The organism is Staphylococcus lugdunensis, from assembly GCF_002901705.1.
GTDB lineage: Bacteria > Bacillota > Bacilli > Staphylococcales > Staphylococcaceae > Staphylococcus > Staphylococcus lugdunensis.
This window is the reverse complement of sequence record NZ_PPPV01000012.1, coordinates 589499-610204: the sequence shown is the minus strand read 5'-3', so window position 1 is coordinate 610204 and position 20706 is coordinate 589499. Positions and strand designations below refer to the sequence as shown.

The 20706-nt window shown below is 34.3% G+C and carries 16 protein-coding genes; all 16 read left to right on the top strand.

Translation table 11 applies throughout. The features are described 5' to 3' along the window. Positions 1–595: 595 nt before the first annotated feature. The 16 genes from dprA to CD041_RS03570 all read left to right on the top strand — a co-directional run bounded on the left by dprA (position 596) and on the right by CD041_RS03570 (position 20565). A complete protein-coding gene (dprA, locus tag CD041_RS03645) occupies positions 596–1468 on the top strand; it encodes a DNA-processing protein DprA (RefSeq protein WP_141750749.1) in 873 nt (290 codons plus the stop codon). A 165-nt stretch (positions 1469–1633) separates the two neighbouring features. After that, entirely contained in the window at positions 1634–3709 is a 2076-nt protein-coding gene (topA, locus tag CD041_RS03640) for a type I DNA topoisomerase (protein WP_176744575.1), read from the top strand. A 51-nt stretch (positions 3710–3760) separates the two neighbouring features. Then, complete coding sequence (trmFO, locus tag CD041_RS03635; protein WP_002459294.1) at positions 3761–5068, top strand: FADH(2)-oxidizing methylenetetrahydrofolate--tRNA-(uracil(54)-C(5))-methyltransferase TrmFO; 1308 nt, start codon at positions 3761–3763, stop codon at positions 5066–5068. 131 nt (positions 5069–5199) lie between these two features. Continuing rightward, a complete protein-coding gene (gene xerC / locus CD041_RS03630) occupies positions 5200–6093 on the top strand; it encodes a tyrosine recombinase XerC (protein WP_002459293.1) in 894 nt (297 codons plus the stop codon). Continuing rightward, positions 6094–6636, top strand: coding sequence for an ATP-dependent protease subunit HslV (gene hslV / locus CD041_RS03625; RefSeq protein WP_002459292.1), 543 nt, complete (start codon positions 6094–6096; stop codon positions 6634–6636). Between the two features lie 46 nt (positions 6637–6682). Then, a complete protein-coding gene (hslU, locus tag CD041_RS03620) occupies positions 6683–8086 on the top strand; it encodes an ATP-dependent protease ATPase subunit HslU (protein ID WP_002478282.1) in 1404 nt (467 codons plus the stop codon). Between the two features lie 21 nt (positions 8087–8107). Continuing rightward, on the top strand, positions 8108–8881 hold the full coding sequence (gene codY, locus CD041_RS03615; RefSeq protein WP_002459290.1) for a GTP-sensing pleiotropic transcriptional regulator CodY: 774 nt from the start codon (positions 8108–8110) through the stop codon (positions 8879–8881). 218 nt (positions 8882–9099) lie between these two features. Continuing rightward, entirely contained in the window at positions 9100–9888 is a 789-nt protein-coding gene (gene rpsB, locus CD041_RS03610; RefSeq protein ID WP_002459289.1) for a 30S ribosomal protein S2, read from the top strand. Between the two features lie 183 nt (positions 9889–10071). Further along, entirely contained in the window at positions 10072–10950 is an 879-nt protein-coding gene (gene tsf, locus CD041_RS03605; RefSeq protein ID WP_070648622.1) for a translation elongation factor Ts, read from the top strand. 136 nt (positions 10951–11086) lie between these two features. Beyond that, positions 11087–11809 (top strand): UMP kinase, encoded by a 723-nt coding sequence (gene pyrH, locus CD041_RS03600; protein ID WP_002459287.1) that lies wholly within the window; start codon positions 11087–11089, stop codon positions 11807–11809. 84 nt (positions 11810–11893) lie between these two features. Then, positions 11894–12448, top strand: coding sequence for a ribosome recycling factor (frr, locus tag CD041_RS03595; RefSeq protein WP_002459286.1), 555 nt, complete (start codon positions 11894–11896; stop codon positions 12446–12448). Positions 12449–12709: 261 nt separating this feature from the next. After that, positions 12710–13471, top strand: a complete 762-nt coding sequence (uppS, locus tag CD041_RS03590; RefSeq protein ID WP_002478281.1) for an undecaprenyl pyrophosphate synthase — start codon at positions 12710–12712, stop codon at positions 13469–13471. Positions 13472–13484: 13 nt separating this feature from the next. Beyond that, on the top strand, positions 13485–14267 hold the full coding sequence (locus tag CD041_RS03585; protein ID WP_070648620.1) for a phosphatidate cytidylyltransferase: 783 nt from the start codon (positions 13485–13487) through the stop codon (positions 14265–14267). A gap of 210 nt (positions 14268–14477) precedes the next feature. After that, the gene (fbl, locus tag CD041_RS03580) at positions 14478–17051 is read left to right on the top strand and encodes an MSCRAMM family fibrinogen-binding adhesin Fbl (RefSeq protein WP_080606586.1); all 2574 of its coding nucleotides are present in this window, start codon (positions 14478–14480) and stop codon (positions 17049–17051) included. A gap of 508 nt (positions 17052–17559) precedes the next feature. After that, positions 17560–18846: an RIP metalloprotease RseP gene (gene rseP, locus CD041_RS03575; RefSeq protein WP_002459282.1), complete on the top strand. Its 1287-nt coding sequence runs from the start codon at positions 17560–17562 to the stop codon at positions 18844–18846. A gap of 18 nt (positions 18847–18864) precedes the next feature. Further along, positions 18865–20565 (top strand): proline--tRNA ligase, encoded by a 1701-nt coding sequence (locus tag CD041_RS03570; RefSeq protein WP_002459281.1) that lies wholly within the window; start codon positions 18865–18867, stop codon positions 20563–20565. Positions 20566–20706 lie beyond the last annotated feature (141 nt).

Here is a 20706-nt window from a genome sequence, read left to right as displayed (position 1 = left end):
AACTACTGCCAATATAGAGTTAAGAGCCTAAAACACAATCATTAAGTTTTAGGTTCTTCTTTATTTACAAGACTTTGAATTATCGACTTGTATAGAAGATAGCCGAACCCCAACTTGCTTTGTTTGTCGAATTTCATTTCGAAATTCTCTTTGTTGGGGCCCCACCCCAACTTGCTTTGTTTGTCGAATTTCTTCTCGAAATCCTCTCTGTTGGGACCCCTTTAAATAAGGCCTTTTTGTCTCATTTATAAACTAAATGAATGAGGTGTTTTATGAATAAGAGTCAATATAGGCTGCCAATAGAAACTTCAATTTTAATACTTTCAAATGATGTTTCATATCATATTAACTATATTGTGGAGATAATATTGAAGAAAAGGTTTTGGCATCACAATTTTAATCTGTTACTTTTATTTTTAGACTGTTTATTTTATGTAGATGCATCACAATCAGTCATTTAAATAGAAGAAACTGATATAGAAATAAGCATTTTTACTTGTTTCAATTAGATTAAATTAAAGCTAGAATTGTTAAACAATTGAGATATAGATTGTTGCATTGGCAAGTTATAATGAGTAAAAAAGGAAGTGGCCTAGTGGACGATATTGTTTTATTAAAATTACGTTATAGTGGTATACAAGCGCCTCAATTTCAACGGCTTATACATGGGTACCCTAACTTTTTATCATTTTCAGAGGATGATTTACTTAATTTATTATCGAAGACAGAAATTAAAAAATGGTTCGGAGACATAGCTGCACAATACAAACGGATTTCTGAAGATTATATTTTAACATCATTATACGATGCCTCTGTCAAATTTATCACTATCAATAGCCAATGTTATTCTACCTTATTAAAAGAAATTTATGATTTTCCACCAATCCTATTTTATCGTGGTGATATTTCACTCCTTAATTCAAACACTACATTAGCCGTTGTCGGTTCTCGTAAAGCCACAAGTTATTCCTACAAAGCTTTAGACTTTTTATTTAGCCAATTTAATCGTCGTTTCACGATTGTTTCAGGTTTAGCCAAAGGAGCCGATAGCATGGCACACGAATTAGCTATACAACACCATCATGCGACAATCGCAGTGCTTGGATTTGGACATCTCACACATTATCCTAAAGAAACATATATTTTACGTCAAAAAATTGAAGCTCATCACTTATCAATCAGTGAATATTTACCTTTCGAACCAGTAACGAAATATCATTTTCCACAACGAAATCGCTTAATAAGCGGTATTTCTAAAGGTGTACTGATTACCGAAGCTGAAAAACGTAGTGGTAGTCAGATTACAATCGCACATGCACTTGACCAAAATAGAAATGTTTATGTTCTTCCAGGAGATCTATTTAATCCACTTACACAAGGTAATTTATATCGTGCACGAGAAGGAGCGTGTATTGTTACAGGAGCTGAAGATATTTTAATGGATTATGATATTAATAAAGTTTTTTGAAATTATTAAATAATGTGTGCTCAGATAGAAAAAATATAGTATCTTAATTTATGCAATTTTTTTAACAATATCGTTATAAAATGAAAAATAGAACATTAAAAGATTGACAAAAACAAAATTAAGCGTTTATCATTTATCTTTAGTAATTAGTTCAGCGAGGGGGAAATCACTTTGGCAGATAATTTAGTCATTGTTGAATCGCCTGCAAAAGCAAAAACCATTGAAAAATATCTAGGTAAAAAATATAAAGTTATCGCTTCAATGGGACACGTACGTGACTTACCACGTAGCCAAATGGGCGTGGATGTTGATGATAACTTTGAACCGAAATATATAACGATACGCGGTAAAGGGCCGGTAGTAAAGGAATTAAAGAAACATGCGAAAAAAGCTAAAAAGGTTTTTCTTGCTAGTGACCCCGACCGTGAAGGTGAAGCGATTGCTTGGCATTTATCAAACATATTAGAACTTGAAGATTCAAAAGAAAATAGAGTCGTATTTAATGAAATTACAAAAGATGCGGTGAAAGAAAGCTTTAAACATCCACGAGATATTGAAATGGATTTAGTTGATGCGCAACAAGCACGACGTATTTTAGATCGACTTGTAGGATATAACATTTCACCTGTATTGTGGAAAAAGGTAAAAAAAGGATTGTCAGCAGGGCGTGTACAATCTGTTGCTTTAAGATTAGTCATAGACCGTGAAAATGAAATTCGCAATTTCAAACCAGAAGAATATTGGACAATTGAAGGTGAATTTAGATATCAAAAATCCAAATTCACGGCTAAATTTTTACATTATAAAAATAAACCATTTAAATTACAAAACAAAGATGACGTTAATAAAGTAACTGCTAAATTAGATGGTGACCAGTTTGAAATAACAAATGTGAATAAAAAGGAAAAAACTAGAAATCCAGCACAACCTTTTACAACTTCAACATTGCAACAAGAAGCAGCGCGTAAATTAAATTTCAAAGCGCGTAAAACAATGATGATTGCACAACAATTATATGAAGGTATAGATTTAAAACGGCAAGGTACTGTTGGTTTAATCACATATATGCGTACAGATTCTACTAGAATATCAGACGCTGCTAAAAATGAAGCTAAATCATATATTACAGAGAATTATGGCAGCAATTATGTATCTAAGCGTCAAGCCAAAGGTAAACAGGGGGACCAAGATGCCCATGAAGCAATTCGTCCTACAAGTGCAATGCGTACGCCTAATGAAATGAAATCATATTTATCAAGAGATCAACATCGTTTGTACAAATTAATTTGGGAACGTTTTGTTGCAAGCCAAATGGCCCCAGCGATACTTGATACCGTTGCCTTAGATGTAACGCAAAATGACATTAAATTTAGAGCGAACGGTCAAACGATTAAATTTAAAGGCTTTATGACATTATACGTAGAAGCAAAAGACGATAAAGAAAATGATAAAGAAAATAAATTGCCAAATCTTAAAGAAGGAGATAAAGTTACTGCAACTCAAATAGAGCCAGCACAACACTTTACTCAACCACCTCCACGTTATACCGAAGCTAGATTAGTCAAAACGTTAGAAGAATTAAAAATTGGTCGACCTTCAACATATGCGCCAACAATAGATACAATCCAAAAACGTAACTATGTCAAATTAGATAGTAAGCGTTTTGTGCCTACAGAATTAGGTGAAATTGTCTATGAACAAGTGAAAGAATACTTCCCTGAAATCATTGATGTTGAATTTACAGTTAATATGGAAACATTATTAGACAAAATTGCGGAAGGCGATATGAAGTGGCGCAAGGTTATTGATGACTTTTATAATAGTTTTAAACTAGATGTCGCTAGAGCAGAAAAAGAAATGGAAAAAATAGAAATTAAAGATGAACCTGCTGGCGAGGATTGTGAAGTATGTGGGTCTCCAATGGTCATTAAAATGGGGCGTTATGGCAAATTTATGGCATGTTCTAATTTTCCAGATTGCCGTAACACTAAAGCGATTGTTAAAACAATTGGTGTTACATGTCCAACTTGTAAAAAAGGCGATGTTGTTGAAAGAAAATCTAAGAAAAATCGCATATTTTATGGTTGTTCTAATTATCCAGAATGTGATTTTATTTCATGGGATAAACCAATTGGAAGAGACTGTCCAAAATGTGAGCATTATTTAGTAGAGAAGAAAAAAGGACGCAGTAGTCAAGTAGTTTGTTCTAATTGTGATTATCAAGAAGAAGCTCAAAAATAGTATTATCAATAAAGCCTTAAAATAAAGTATGGCTAAAATAGGAGGATTGAAATGACACAAACAGTCAATGTGATTGGTGCTGGACTTGCAGGTTCTGAAGCTGCGTATCAATTAGCCCAACGCGGGATTAATGTCAATTTAATAGAGATGAGACCAGTAAAACAAACACCAGCGCATCATACAGATAAATTTGCTGAACTCGTGTGTTCCAATTCTTTACGTGGAAATGCATTAACAAATGCGGTAGGCGTGTTAAAAGAAGAAATGAGAAGGCTTGATTCGTTAATAATTAAAGCAGCGGATCAGGCTAAAGTCCCTGCTGGGGGTGCATTAGCAGTAGATAGACATGATTTTGCTGGTTATGTTACCGACGCATTACGCAGTCATCCCAATGTAACTGTATTAAATGAAGAAATAACACAAATTCCTGACGGGCATTCAATTATTGCCACCGGACCATTGACAACTTCAAGTTTAGCGCAAGAAATCGTTAATATAACTGGTAAAGATCAACTTTATTTTTATGATGCTGCTGCACCTATCATTGAAAAAGATTCAATTGATATGGACAAAGTATACTTAAAATCACGTTATGACAAAGGTGAAGCTGCTTATTTAAATTGTCCGATGACTGAAGAAGAATTCAACCGTTTTTATGATGCGGTATTAGCAGCAGAAGTTGCGCCAGTTAATGAATTTGAGAAAGAAAAATATTTTGAAGGATGTATGCCATTTGAAGTTATGGCAGAACGTGGGCGTAAAACATTACTATTTGGTCCAATGAAGCCGGTTGGGTTAGAAGATCCTAAGACTGGGAAACGCCCATTTGCAGTTGTGCAACTCAGACAAGATGATGCCGCAGGAACGCTCTACAATATTGTAGGGTTCCAAACGCATTTGAAATGGGGCGCACAAAAAGAGGTTATTCAATTAATTCCAGGATTAGAAAATGTTGAAATTGTAAGATATGGTGTAATGCATAGAAATACTTTTATTAATTCGCCGGATGTACTCAATGAAAAATATGAACTTATTGGGAATGAACACATACAATTTGCTGGTCAAATGACTGGTGTTGAAGGATATGTTGAAAGTGCGGCGAGTGGTCTTGTTGCTGGCGTCAATTTAGCACATAAATTACTTGCAAAAGGTGAAGTGATTTTCCCTAGAGAAACGATGATTGGTAGCATGGCTTATTATATTTCGCATGCGAAAAATGACAAAAACTTCCAACCAATGAATGCTAATTTTGGCTTATTGCCGGTGCTTGAAAAGCGTATAAAAGATAAAAAAGAGCGGTATGAAACACTTGCAAACCGTGCATTAGAATATCTTGAAAAGTATAAAAAAACATTATAATTTATACAAAAACAAGTCTTAAATTGTAAACTAATTTTGACAAATTCTCAAAAAATTTTGAATAAAATATCAAATTATTTTAGCCCCCTTCATGTAATATGCTACAATGCATATGATGGAGGGGATTTTTGTTGAACGAGATTCAGAAAGCGTTTTTATATATGTTAAAAGTAGAAAGAAATTTCTCCGACCATACGATTAAGTCCTATCATGATGATTTGATGCAATTCAATGAATTTTTAGCACAAGAGATGTTGACTTTATCAACGTTTGAATATAAAGATGCTAGAAATTACTTGAGCTACTTGTATAATAAAAATTTGAAAAGAACAACAGTTTCACGCAAAATTTCGACGTTGCGTTCGTTCTATGAATATTGGATGACACAGGACGAAACTGTTATTAATCCATTTGTGCAGTTAGTACACCCTAAAAAAGAGCAGTACTTACCACAATTTTTTTATGAGGCAGAAATGGATGCACTTTTTGAAACGGTATTACACGATGCTAAAAAGGGATTACGTGATCGAGTAATATTAGAATTGCTTTATTCTACTGGAATGCGTGTTTCAGAACTTGTCCATATTAAGAAAATGGACATTGATTTAACATTGCCAGGAGTTAAAGTGCTAGGAAAAGGGAGCAAAGAGCGTTTTCTTCCTTTTGGAGAGTTTTGTAAGCAAAGCATAGAACAATACTTATTAGAATTTGGTCCTGTAAAACAGAATGACCATCCATTTTTATTAGTAAATATGAATGGACAACCGATAACTGAACGTGGTGTGCGCTATGTGTTAAATGATATTGTAAAACGTACGGCGGGTGTTACAGACATACACCCTCATAAACTACGCCATACCTTTGCAACGCATTTGCTTAATCAAGGCGCAGATTTACGGACAGTTCAGTCTTTATTAGGACATGTTAATTTATCGACGACAGGACGATATACACATGTTTCAAAAGATCAATTACGAAAAGTGTATTTAAATGCTCATCCTAGAGCAAAAAAGGAGCGTAATTAAATGAGTACATCAATACATGCAACAACAATATATGCTGTAAGACATAATGGTGAAGCAGCAATGGCTGGGGATGGCCAAGTGACGCTAGGGCAACAAGTCATCATGAAACAAACAGCACGAAAAGTTAGACGGTTATATGATGATAAAGTTTTAGCAGGATTTGCTGGAAGTGTCGCGGATGCCTTTACCTTATTTGAAAAATTCGAAACTAAATTACAACAATTTAGCGGTAATTTAGAACGTGCAGCTGTTGAGCTTGCCCAAGAATGGCGTGGTGATAAACAACTACGCCAATTAGAGGCAATGTTGATTGTTATGGATAAAAGTGGCATTTTAGTGGTGAGTGGTACAGGAGAAGTTATTGCACCTGATGATGACATTATTGCGATTGGTTCAGGTGGCAATTACGCATTAAGTGCTGGTCGCGCATTAAAACGCCATGCAGCACATTTGTCTGCTAAAGAAATGGCTTATGAAAGTCTTAAAGTAGCATCTGACATTTGCGTCTTTACTAATGATAATATCATTGTTGAAACACTATAAAAATAATACTACACATGATTTGAGTTAAATTGATGGAGGTAACAAAATGGATACAAATGGGATTAAACTTACACCCAAAGATATTGTTTCTCAACTTAATGAATACATCGTCGGTCAAGATGATGCTAAAAGAAAAGTAGCCATTGCTTTAAGAAATCGCTACAGACGAAGTTTATTAGATGAAGAAACAAAACAAGAAATCGCGCCTAAAAATATTTTAATGATTGGGCCAACTGGTGTGGGTAAAACGGAAATTGCTCGGCGCATGGCTAAAATTGTTGGTGCTCCGTTTATCAAAGTAGAAGCAACAAAATTTACTGAAGTTGGCTACGTGGGACGCGATGTTGAAAGCATGGTCAGAGATTTAGTAGACGTAGCAGTTAGATTAGTTAAAAATCAAAAGAAAGCCATGGTTAAAGATGAAGCTGTGGCCAAAGCAAATGATAAATTAGTTAAATTGCTAGTTCCAAGTATGAAGAAGAAAGCAGCACAAGGCAATAATCCTTTAGAAAATCTTTTTGGTGGTGCCATTCCAAATTTTGGAAATAACCAAGAAGATGAGGAAGAACCACCAACAGAAGAAATTAAAACTAAACGCTCTGAAATAAGACAGCAATTGCTAGCAGGAAAACTCGAAGACGAAAAGGTGCGCATTAAAGTAGAGCAAGATCCTGGGGCCTTAGGAATGCTTGGTACAAATCAAAATCAACAAATGCAGGACATGATGAATCAGCTGATGCCTAAGAAAAAGGTTGAACGAGAAGTGCCAGTAAAAACAGCAAGAAATATTCTAGCCGATGATTTTGCCGATGAACTTATCGACCAAGAAACAGCCAATCAAGAAGCAATAGAACTTGCAGAACAGATGGGGATTATCTTCATTGATGAAATTGATAAAGTAGCTACAAATAATCAAAGTAGTGGCCAAGATGTTTCTCGTCAAGGCGTCCAAAGAGATATTTTACCAATACTTGAAGGTAGCATGATTCAAACTAAATATGGTACTGTTAATACTGAACATATGCTCTTTATTGGTGCTGGCGCGTTTCATGTCTCTAAACCTAGCGATTTGATTCCAGAATTACAAGGACGCTTTCCAATTAGAGTAGAACTCGAAAGTTTAACGGTTAATGATTTCTATCGTATATTAACTGAACCTAAACTTTCATTAGTTAAACAATATGAAGCATTATTGAAAACTGAGGAAGTAACTGTTAACTTTACAGATGGAGCTATTACGAAATTGGCAGAAATTGCGTATCAAGTTAATCAAGATACGGATAATATTGGTGCACGTCGCTTACACACAATTTTAGAAAAAATGCTTGAAGACTTATCATTTGAAGCACCAAATATGCCTAATGCAGTCGTCGATATTACACCGCAATACGTGGATGAAAAATTGAAGTCTATTTCAACAAACAAAGATTTAAGTGCATTTATTTTATAATATATATAAAGGAGAAAAATTATGAGCTTATTATCGAAAACGAGAGAGTTAAACACATTATTACAAAAACATAAAGGTATTGCAGTTGATTTTAAAGATGTTGCACAAACGATTAGTAACGTGACTGTAACCAATGTATTTATAGTATCACGAAGAGGTAAGATATTAGGTTCAAGTTTAAATGAGTTATTAAAAAGCGAACGCATTAATCAAATGTTAGAAAGCAAACATATCCCAGAAGAATATACAGAGCAACTTATGGAAGTAAAACAAACACAATCTAATATAGATATAGACAACGTGTTGACTGTTTTCCCACCAGAAGATAGAGAAACATTTATTAATAGCAGAACAACTGTTTTCCCAATATTAGGTGGGGGAGAACGTTTTGGGACGCTTGTTTTAGGTCGAGTTAAAGATGACTTTAATGAAAACGATTTGGTTCTAGGAGAATATGCTGCAACAGTCATTGGTATGGAAATTTTACGTGAGAAACACAATGAAGTAGAAAAAGAAGCGCGTGATAAAGCAGCAATTAATATGGCTATCAATTCTTTATCTTATTCTGAAAAAGAAGCTATTGAACATATTTTTGAAGAATTAGGCGGAAATGAAGGATTATTAATCGCATCTAAAGTAGCAGATAGAGTAGGCATCACACGTTCAGTTATTGTCAATGCATTACGTAAACTTGAAAGTGCTGGTGTCATAGAATCTCGATCCTTAGGAATGAAGGGTACATTTATTAAAGTTAAAAAAGAAAAATTTCTTGATGAATTAGAGCGAAATAAATAAAGTAACGTATTAGTAAGGAAGTCATACACAATATGATAAATTTAAAATGTCAAAATATGTACTCAAGTATTGCTTTGACGTACTATTTATGATATATTAATTTTCGGCTATAAAGCCAATACACACATAATAAATGAATATATAAAGGGTGCAATTCGAGGATTGTCTTTATATTAGTTTGTTATGGAGGTAAATAACCAAACAGGAGGAAATGAAACATGGCAGTTATTTCAATGAAACAATTGTTAGAAGCTGGTGTTCACTTCGGTCACCAAACACGCCGTTGGAACCCAAAAATGAAAAAGTATATCTTCACTGAAAGAAATGGTATTTATATCATTGACTTACAAAAAACAGTGAAGAAAGTTGAAGAAGCTTATAACTTCATTAAACAAGTATCTGAAGATGGCGGTAAAGTCTTATTTGTAGGTACTAAAAAACAAGCACAAGAATCAGTGAAAGCAGAAGCTGAACGTGCTGGACAATTCTACGTTAACCAAAGATGGTTAGGTGGAATCTTAACAAACTATAAAACAATCTCTAAACGTATTAAACGTATCTCTGAAATCGAAAAGATGGAAGAAGATGGTTTATTCGACGTTTTACCTAAAAAAGAAGTTGTTGAACTTAAAAAAGAATATGACCGTTTAATCAAATTCTTAGGCGGTATCCGTGATATGAAATCAATGCCTCAAGCATTATTCGTTGTTGACCCTCGTAAAGAGCGCAATGCGATTGCTGAAGCACGTAAATTAAATATTCCAATCGTTGGTATTGTTGACACTAACTGTGATCCTGATGAAATTGATTACGTTATCCCAGCAAACGATGATGCGATTCGTGCCGTTAAATTATTAACTGGTAAAATGGCTGATGCTGTCTTAGAAGGTCAACAAGGTGTATCTAATGAAGAAGTAGCTGCAGAGCAAAACATCGATTTAGATGAAAAAGAAGAAGCTAAAGATGCAGAAACAACTGAAGAAAACACTTCTGTTGAATCAAACTAAGAAATAGTTTAAATGGGTGATAAGATGTGATGCTTATCACCTTTTTTTCAAATCAAATTGATTGAGTCGGCAGTAAAGTGAAAAAATATTTAAATGACAATAGAGTATTGGAAATATCACTACTAATAATGGTAATATTTAAGTATATTGATTATTACAATGAAAATATTGGAGGAATAATGAATGGCAATTTCAGCAAAACTTGTTAAACAATTACGCGAAAGAACTGGCGCTGGTATGATGGATTGTAAAAAAGCGCTTACTGAAACTGATGGTGACATCGATAAAGCAATTGATTACTTACGTGAAAAAGGCATTGCTAAAGCAGCTAAAAAAGCAGACCGTATCGCTGCAGAAGGTTTAGTACATGTTGAAGTTAAAGGCAATGAAGCAGCTATCGTTGAAATTAACTCTGAAACAGACTTCGTAGCACGTAACGAAGGTTTCCAAGAATTAGTAAAAGAAATTGCTAATCAAATTCTTGATACTAAACCTGAGTCAGTAGATGCATTAATGGAAACTAAATTACCAAATGGTCATTCTGTTGATGAAAAAATGAAAGAAGCAATCTCAACAATTGGTGAAAAACTAAGCATCCGTCGTTTCGCAGTAAAATCAAAATCAGATAACGATGCATTTGGTGCATACTTGCACATGGGTGGACGCATTGGTGTATTATCAGTAGTTGAAGGTTCTACAGATGAAGAAGCAGCTAAAGATGTGGCAATGCACATTGCTGCTATTAACCCTAAATATGTTTCTTCTGAACAAGTTAGTGAAGATGAAATCAATCATGAAAGAGAAGTATTAAAGCAACAAGCATTAAATGAAGGTAAACCAGCAAATATCGTTGAAAAAATGGTCGAAGGTCGTTTACGTAAATATCTTCAAGAAATTTGTGCAGTTGATCAAAACTTCGTTAAAGATCCAGATCAAACAGTTGAAGCTTTCTTAAAATCAAAAGGTGGAAAACTTGTTGACTTCGTACGTTATGAAGTAGGCGAAGGCATGGAAAAACGTGAAGAAAACTTTGCTGACGAAGTTAAAGGACAAATGAAATAACCCGTCATAAAGTTTACAAGGAAGAAGGCACCTTTGAGGTTTTCTAAATATAAATGATTATATTTATTTTAGAAGACGCGACCGTGTCTTCTTTACTTGTATCTGTTACATATTTTTTAATGGAGAGGACAAAAAAATGACTCAAACTTCTAAATATAAACGTGTCGTATTAAAATTAAGTGGTGAAGCACTAGCTGGTGAAAAAGGTTTTGGCATTAATCCAATTATCATTAAAAGTGTTGCTGAGCAAGTAGCTGAAGTTGCCAAAATGGATTGTGAAATTGCAGTCATTGTTGGTGGTGGAAATATTTGGAGAGGTAAGACAGGTAGCGACTTAGGTATGGATCGCGGTACAGCAGATTACATGGGTATGTTAGCAACTGTGATGAATGCACTTGCCTTGCAAGATAGTTTAGAACAACTTGATTGTGATACTCGAGTATTAACATCCATTGAGATGAAACAAGTAGCTGAACCCTATATTAGACGTCGAGCAATTAGACACCTTGAGAAGAAGCGGGTAGTCATCTTTGCTGCTGGCATCGGCAATCCATACTTCTCAACTGATACAACCGCAGCTTTACGTGCTGCTGAAGTTGAAGCAGATGTTATTTTAATGGGCAAAAATAACGTGGATGGCGTATATTCTGCTGATCCAAAAGTTGACCCTAATGCAGTTAAATATGAACATTTAACACATATTCAAATGTTACAAGAAGGATTACAAGTTATGGATTCTACTGCTTCGTCATTCTGTATGGACAACAATATTCCATTAAATGTATTCTCCATTATGGAAGAAGGCAATATTAAGCGCGCAGTAATGGGCGAGAAAATTGGTACGTTAATAACAAAATAATCATATTGAAATTTTAATAAATGGCATATAGTATATATAGTGAAGTATATAATATTATAGTCGAAAACTTTGAGGTGTAAAAAAATGGCTGACATAATTAAAGATACAAAAGCAAGAATGAACAAATCAATTGAAAATTTATCTCGTGAACTTGCGAATATTAATGCAGGTAGAGCAAACTCTAATCTTTTAAACGGTGTGACAGTTGATTATTATGGTGCACCTACGCCTGTACAACAATTAGCCAGCATTAATGTTCCTGAAGCACGTTTATTAGTGATTTCCCCGTATGATAAAACATCGGTAAAAGACATTGAAAGAGCAATTATCGCTGCGAATTTGGGTGTAAACCCTACAAGTGATGGAGAAGTGATTCGTATCACAGTTCCTGCATTAACTGAAGAACGTCGTAAAGAATTAGTTAAAGATGTTAAAAAAGTTGGAGAAGATGCAAAAGTATCAATCCGTAACATTCGTCGTGATATTAATGATCAATTGAAAAAAGATGAAAAAAATGGCGACATCACTGAAGATGATTTAAGAAGTCAAAGTGATGATGTACAAAAAGCAACGGATGATTCAATCAAAGAAATTGATCAATTAGTTGGAGACAAAGAAAAAGATATTATGTCTGTTTAAAACTAATTTCAACAGATTTATTACAAAAATTAGATATAAACACGAATAGTCTGAGTCTTAACTGTATCAAGCTGCATGTGTTATTTCACTTGAGGTTTAACAAGAAATGTACCTTTTTTAGAGAAATATTGCATCAGACTTTGGTACAGTTTTTCTATTTGCTTATTCAATGCCATGAATGAGTATGATAAAATGATAGATGATTTCTTATATAATGATATTTATAATACTACAGAGATGATCAGGCTCGGAGGAAAGACCATGTTCAAGAAGCTAATAAATAGAAATAAGATTGAGATAACAGATGATATTGATTTAGACATGCGTAATATACCTGAACATGTAGCAATTATCATGGACGGGAATGGTCGATGGGCTAAAAAGAGAAAGATGCCGCGTATAAAAGGCCACTATGAAGGTATGCAAACAATCAAAAAAATAACAAGAGAAGCCAATAACCTTGGTATTAAGTATTTAACACTTTACGCTTTTTCAACAGAAAATTGGTCTAGACCTGAAAGTGAAGTTAACTATATTATGAGTTTACCTGTTAATTTTTTAAAAACATTCTTGCCAGAGTTGATTGAAAAGAATGTTAAAGTAGAAACGATTGGATTTATGGAAGGATTACCAGAGTCTACGATAAAGGCTATTAATGAAGCCAAAATTAAAACAGAACATAATACAGGATTAAGATTAATTTTTGCGATTAACTATGGTGGGAGAGCAGAAATTGTACATAGTGTGAAAGCAATTTATAAAGAACTTCAAGCTCAAGGTTTAGATGAAGAAAGTATTAATGAAAATATGATTTCAAGTCATTTAATGACTAAATCATATCCAGAACCTGAATTATTAATTCGAACTTCTGGAGAACAACGGATCAGTAATTTCTTAATTTGGCAGGTTTCATACAGTGAATTTATTTTTAATGAAAAGTTATGGCCGGATTTTGATGAGCAAGAATTGAAATCGTGCATAAAAATATATCAATCCCGCCAACGACGGTTTGGAGGATTATAGTAAGGAGTCTTTTATGAAAGTTAGAACACTGACGGCAATTATTGCATTACTAATATTTCTGCCCATTTTATTAAAGGGTGGATTTATTCTCATGTTATTTGCATTCTTATTAGCGTTGATTGCGCTGAAAGAATTGCTCAATATGAATATGATAAAGTTTTTATCTATTCCAGGCATTTTTAGTGCTATTGCTTTAATAATTATCATGTTACCGCAAGATGCGGGAGCATGGGTTCAAATGATTCAACTTAGAAGTTTAATTGCAATGAGTTTTATCTTATTAAGCTATACTGTTTTATCAAAGAATCGATTTAGTTTTATGGATGCAGCATTTTGTTTAATGTCAGTTGCCTATGTAGGCATTGGTTTCATGTATTTTTATGAAACGCGTTCAGAAGGTTTACATTTCATACTCTATGCATTCTTAGTTGTTTGGCTTACAGATACAGGTGCATATATTTTTGGGAAATTATTAGGAAAGCATAAATTATGGCCGGTTATCAGTCCAAATAAAACAATTGAAGGTTTTATTGGAGGATTATTTAGCAGTTTAATCGTGCCGTTAGTTATGATATTCTTTGTGGATTTTAACATGAATATTTGGCTCATCTTGCTCGTCACCATTATATTAAGTATGTTTGGTCAACTTGGAGATTTAGTTGAGTCTGGTTTTAAAAGACACTTTGGTGTAAAGGATTCAGGAAGAATTTTACCAGGACATGGTGGTATTTTAGATCGTTTCGATAGTTTTATGTTTGTCTTACCTTTATTAAATATTTTGCTTATTCAAATTTAAATTTTGGAAATGGCTCATTTTATATGATAGTGTAAAATGAGTCATTTTTTGTGTATATTCAAAAACTTAATAATTGATTTTATTGAAATTTGCCTGTATAATGCTATCTTATTGCATAAACGTTAATTAAAGTCTTATTCTATAAATAATACAATTATTAGTACACGTTTAAATTAGGGGCATAATCATATCAATCAAAGGAGAGATTAAATGAAACTAACAAAGAAAGAAAAGTTTTCAATTCGGAAGCATAAATTTGGCGTATCATCCATACTGGTAGGTAGTATTATTGGTCTGACAATGTTAATGACTAAAGAAGCTGAAGCTGAAGAAGTGGAGCGTAATTTGTCAAAACAACAAATACAGCATAATAATGATGCTACTGGTGACACTCAAGATGATAATAATTATAATAATGAAATATCAAATCAGGAAGCAACAACGCAGAACAAACAAATAACTCAGTCTGACAATGTAAATAGCGAGGCACAAGCAATAAATGAAATAAGCGACAGCCATCGTACAGTAAATAAAGCCACTGAAGCACTAGACAATAACTCTACTTTAAATACATCCACCGATGTATCACCTGCAACGAAACAAGATACAACTACTAGCAATCAAACAACTCAGGAAAACAATGATGCAACAACACAAACCAAAACAAATTATAAGCAAGATGGTAATAACAACGTATTATCCCAAGTAGCAACCAATGACAATCAGTCTTCAAATCAACCACGTAACAGTCACCTAAATACATCCACAGTAACATACAACAATAATCATCAAGTAAGAAGATTAGCAAAAGTTGAAGCAACAAATACAGATAATAACGTTACTCAGACTTCAGACATATCGAATAAACTCTCAAATGTAACAGCGACAATTGAAGCGGCAGATACGATTTACCCACATAAAGCAGAATATGTAAATTTAAATTATCGTTTCCAAGCCCCAGATGATGTTCAAGCAGGAGATAGTATTAAAATTACTATTCCTCAAGCATTAAACTTAAATGGTGTAACAGCTACTGCTAAAGCACCTAATATTATGGCAGGTGACCAAATATTAGCTACTGGGACAATCGATGAAGAAGGAAATTTAATTTATACGTTTACAGATTATGTAACAAATAAAAATAATATTACAGGACAGATATCAATTCCTGGGTATATTGATCCTAAAAATGTAACACATACGGGTAAAGTGAATTTAGAGACATCTATTGGCCAAACAACTGCAAAGAAAACTGTGACAGTTGATTATGAAAAGTATGGAGAGTTTCGTAACTTGTCAATCAAAGGAACTATTGATCAAATTGATAAGGTGAATAACACATATAGACAAACCGTATATGTAAATCCTAGTAGTGATACTGTAGTGGATCCTTATTTAAGAGGCGGTTCAATACCGGGTACCAATAGTAATGTAATTATAGATGAGCAGAATACATCAATAAAAGTTTATAAAGTTAAAGAAAAAGCGCATCTAACAGACAGCTATTATGTTGATCCATCAAATTATGAAGATGTTACAAGTGACGTCAAAATTACTTTCCCTGAAAAAGGAATATATCAAATCAACTTTAATACTGAAGATGATCAAATTAATTCTCCATACGTAGTTGTTATTAATGGTCATGTTGATCCGAATAGTAATGGCAATTTGTATTTACGTTCTACATTATATGGTTACGATTCTAATTTCACTAGAGTTTCTATGGCATGGGATAATGAAGTAGAATATCATGCAGGAAGTGGTAATGGTGACGGTATAGATAAACCTGTAATACCGGATCAACCGGGGGATTCCGATAGTGATGCAGATTCCGATAGCGACGCAGACTCCGACAGCGATGCGGACTCCGATAGCGATGCAGATTCCGATAGCGACGCAGATTCCGATAGTGATGCGGATTCCGACAGCGACGCAGATTCCGATAGTGATGCAGACTCCGACAGCGATGCGGACTCCGATAGTGATGCAGACTCCGACAGCGATGCAGATTCCGATAGTGATGCGGACTCCGACAGTGATGCGGACTCCGATAGTGATGCGGACTCCGACAGTGATGCGGACTCCGATAGTGACGCAGATTCCGACAGCGATGCGGACTCCGACAGCGACGCAGATTCCGATAGTGATGCAGACTCCGATAGCGATGCAGATTCCGATAGCGACGCAGATTCCGACAGCGATGCGGACTCCGACAGTGATGCAGACTCCGACAGTGACGCGGATTCCGACAGTGATGCAGATTCCGATAGTGATGCGGACTCAGATAGCGACGCAGATTCTGACAGCGACGCAGACTCCGATAGTGATGCAGATTCCGACAGCGACGCAGACTCAGATAGCGACGCAGACTCCGATAGCGATGCAGATTCCGATAGCGATGCAGACTCAGATAGTGACGCAGATTCTGACAGTGATGCGGACTCAGATAGCGACGCAGACTCCGACAGCGATGCAGATTCCGATAGCGACGCAGATTCTGACAGCAATTCCGGTTCCGACAGCAATGTGGACTCAGATAGTGATTCAGAAAATGATAATGTAAGTGTTGAAGTTGATAATAATTCTAATCAACGTGGTATATCAACAATGAAAGCTCAACATCAACATTATGACTCAAATAACACTACACAGAAAAACACAGATAAATCCTTGCCAAAAACAGGAGAACAGTCAGAACAAACTGGCTTTATATCAAGCATACTTCTATTTTTAGGTGGATTATTATTCTTAAATCGTCGACGTTCAAAAAAAGAAGATAAATAAAAGATAGTAAGATGGAAATGTTCTATTAAATATGTAATACTATTATAAATTTAAGCATTACGAATATGAATCTTATAAACTAAGTTACTATACGGGAGTGGAAATGAAAGTTAAAATAACTTTTCCAGCTCCCGTTAACTTATTTGCAGCTATATATTTAACAATTATTAAGTAAAATTATTTATTTGATAGTAGGAACTAAGTTATATAAAATGATATACTTAAGAAGTTGTTTATCAATATGATAGACAAGAGATTATTAAAATGAATACTGTGATGTAAATAGAAATCATTAAAACGGATATAGTATCAAAGTTAGCATTTTTCTTATATATATTTAAATTTAAAACGTGTTCTTATAAAATAATGCTAAGATAGCTAAACCATGAGTAATAAGTATTATGAAGGTTTATAAAATGAATTGACATTATATGTACGTTTTATATAGTATTTTTGAATAAGTAATGATTTTCAGCATGAAATCAAATAAATTATAGAGGTGTAGTTATTGAGCATATTAATTACAGTTGTATCATTTGCTATCGTATTTGGAGTGCTAGTGACAGTGCATGAATATGGGCATATGTTTTTTGCAAAGCGTGCAGGAATTATGTGCCCAGAATTTGCAATTGGGATGGGACCAAAAATCTTTAGCTTTAGAAAGAATGAAACGTTATACACGATTCGTTTGTTACCAGTTGGTGGCTATGTCCGTATGGCAGGTGATGGGCTTGAAGAACTGCCAGTACAACCTGGTATGAATGTTAAAATTAAACTCAATGAGCAAGATGAAATTACACACATTATTTTAGATGATCAGCACAAATTTCAACAAATTGAAGCTATCGAAGTTAAAAAATGTGATTTTAAAAATGAGTTATTTATAGAGGGTATTACAGCGTATGATGAACAACGTCATCACTTCAATATTGCGCAGAAAGCGTTCTTTGTTGAACATGGTAGTTTAATTCAAATTGCCCCTAGAAATCGCCAATTTGCACATAAAAAACCGTTACAAAAGTTTTTAACACTTTTTGCTGGGCCATTGTTTAATTTTATTTTAGCGTTAGTTCTTTTTCTTGGATTAGCTATGTATAGTGGTGCACCGACTACTATAGTAGACAAAACAATTGATAAATATCCTGCCCAACAAGCTGGTATTCATAAGGGAGATAAAATTCTTCAAATCGGCGGGCAAGACATCAAAAATTTTAAAGACATTCAGAAAACCTTAGATGGCACGAAAGCTAAAAGCACAATAGTAAAAATTGAACGCGATAATAAAACAAAGAATATCGAAATTAAACCTAAAGAATTTAAACAAAAAACTACTAAAACTAAAACACAATCTACATTTTTATTGGGTATTGCACCAACATATGACCATTCTTTACTACCATCGTTAAAATTTGGTGTAACAGAATTCTTCGATAAAGGAAAGCTAATTTTCCAGGCTGTGGGTACATTATTAGCTAGTATTTTTACAGGAGACTTTACGTTTAATATGTTAAATGGACCTGTGGGTATTTATCATAATGTAGATACGGTAGTAAAATCTGGAATTTATAATCTAATAAGTTATACAGCGCTATTAAGTGTTAACCTAGGTATAATGAATTTATTACCAATACCTGCCCTTGACGGTGGTCGTATTTTATTCGTTATTTATGAAGCTATCTTTAGAAAACCAATTAATAAAAAAGCAGAAACAATGATTATTGCAGCAGGGGCTATTTTTGTCTTGCTTGTTATGATAGCAGTAACATGGAATGATATTCAACGCTATTTCTTATAATTATAGGAGGAGAAAGTCATGAGACAATCAAAAGTATTTATACCAACTATGAGAGAAGTGCCTGCTGAAGCTGAAGCTTTGAGTCATCAATTACTCCTTAAAGCGGGACTAATCAAACAAAGTACAAGTGGTATTTATAGTTACTTACCATTAGCAACACGTGTCCTTAATAATATTTCTAAAATCATTCGCGAAGAAATGGAACGCATTGATGCAGTTGAAATTTTAATGCCAGTATTACAACAAGCTGAACTTTGGGAAGAATCAGGTCGTTGGAGCGCATACGGTCCAGAATTAATGCGCTTAAAAGATAGAAATGGGAGAGAGTTTGCATTAGGGCCTACACATGAAGAGGTAGTTACTTCTTTAGTTCGAGATGAATTAAAATCATACAAGCGTCTACCACTTACGCTATTTCAAATTCAGTCAAAATTCCGTGATGAAAAACGACCACGTTTCGGCTTATTACGTGGACGTGAGTTTATAATGAAAGATGCCTATTCTTTTCACGCTGATGAAGCATCATTAGATGCAACATATCAAGACATGTATCAAGCATATGGAAGAATTTTTAAACGTGTAGGTATTAACGTGCGCCCTGTACTTGCCGATTCTGGTGCTATTGGTGGCAATCATACCCACGAATTTATGGCACTAAGTAAAATTGGCGAAGATACGATTGTTTATAGTAATGAAAGTGATTATGCAGCTAATATTGAAAAAGCAGAAGTTGTATATCAGCCACAACGTCAAGAAGAATCGTCAGCAGACTTAACTAAAATTGAAACACCAAATGTTAAAACTGCACAAGAGTTAGCAGACTTCCTACAGTTACCATTAAACGCCATTGTTAAATCAATGATTTTTAAAATAGACGGTGAATTTGTCATGATTCTTATCAGAGGTCATCATGAACTTAATGACGTTAAATTAAAATCATATTTTGGCACAGATGCTATTGAGATGGCAACAGAAGATGAAATTGTCAATTTAGTAGGTGCACATCCGGGTTCACTAGGTCCAATTTTTGATAAAGATATCAAAATAATTGCTGATAATTATGTGCAAGATTTAACGAATTTAGTCATAGGTGCTAATGAAGATGGTTATCATTACATGAACGCAAATATAGGCAGAGATTTTACTGTAGATGATTTTGGTGATTTTCGTTTTATTCTTGAAGGTGAAATGTTGAGCGATGGATCTGGTAAAGCTCAATTTGCAGAAGGTATTGAGGTTGGACAAGTCTTTAAACTTGGCACTAAATATTCTGAAGCGATGAATGCGACGTTCTTAGATAATCAAGGAAAAGCACAACCATTAATTATGGGATGCTATGGCATCGGTGTTTCTCGTACATTAAGTGCTATTGTTGAGCAAAATAATGATGATAACGGTATTATTTGGCCTAAAACTGTAACACCGTTTGATTTGCATCTTATTACTGTAAATCCTAAAAAAGAAGAACAACAATCATTAGCAGATAATTTGTATGAGCAACTTAACGGTATGTTTGACGTATTATATGATGATAGAAAAGAACGTGCCGGTGTGAAATTTAATGATGCAGATTTAATTGGGTTACCTATTCGTATTGTTGTAGGTAAACAAGCAGCTGAAGGCATCGTTGAAGTCAAAGTTCGACGTACAGGCACAAGTGAAGATGTACATGTTGAACAACTTGAACAATACATTAAAGCTATTTATAACGAATTATAAAGTTTAAAAGTATAAATGACATAAAGCGGTGAAAATTCCTACTCATAGGTTTTCACCGCTTTTGATTGAACAAAGTACCTGGTTGTGTAACAAAAAGTTATTTTGCAGACATGAATTTTTTAAATTACAGTAGTATAATAA

What these genes read in the sequence shown, in the direction of transcription:
- uppS (WP_002478281.1), top strand. Translation starts at nt 12,710, where the DNA reads ATGTTCAAGAAGCTAATAAATAGAAATAAGATTGAGATAACAGATGAT.
- trmFO (WP_002459294.1), top strand. Translation starts at nt 3,761, where the DNA reads ATGACACAAACAGTCAATGTGATTGGTGCTGGACTTGCAGGTTCTGAA.
- hslU (WP_002478282.1), top strand. Translation starts at nt 6,683, where the DNA reads ATGGATACAAATGGGATTAAACTTACACCCAAAGATATTGTTTCTCAA.
- CD041_RS03570 (WP_002459281.1), top strand. Translation starts at nt 18,865, where the DNA reads ATGAGACAATCAAAAGTATTTATACCAACTATGAGAGAAGTGCCTGCT.
- rpsB (WP_002459289.1), top strand. Translation starts at nt 9,100, where the DNA reads ATGGCAGTTATTTCAATGAAACAATTGTTAGAAGCTGGTGTTCACTTC.
- pyrH (WP_002459287.1), top strand. Translation starts at nt 11,087, where the DNA reads ATGACTCAAACTTCTAAATATAAACGTGTCGTATTAAAATTAAGTGGT.
- hslV (WP_002459292.1), top strand. Translation starts at nt 6,094, where the DNA reads ATGAGTACATCAATACATGCAACAACAATATATGCTGTAAGACATAAT.
- codY (WP_002459290.1), top strand. Translation starts at nt 8,108, where the DNA reads ATGAGCTTATTATCGAAAACGAGAGAGTTAAACACATTATTACAAAAA.
- frr (WP_002459286.1), top strand. Translation starts at nt 11,894, where the DNA reads ATGGCTGACATAATTAAAGATACAAAAGCAAGAATGAACAAATCAATT.
- fbl (WP_080606586.1), top strand. Translation starts at nt 14,478, where the DNA reads ATGAAACTAACAAAGAAAGAAAAGTTTTCAATTCGGAAGCATAAATTT.
- tsf (WP_070648622.1), top strand. Translation starts at nt 10,072, where the DNA reads ATGGCAATTTCAGCAAAACTTGTTAAACAATTACGCGAAAGAACTGGC.
- CD041_RS03585 (WP_070648620.1), top strand. Translation starts at nt 13,485, where the DNA reads ATGAAAGTTAGAACACTGACGGCAATTATTGCATTACTAATATTTCTG.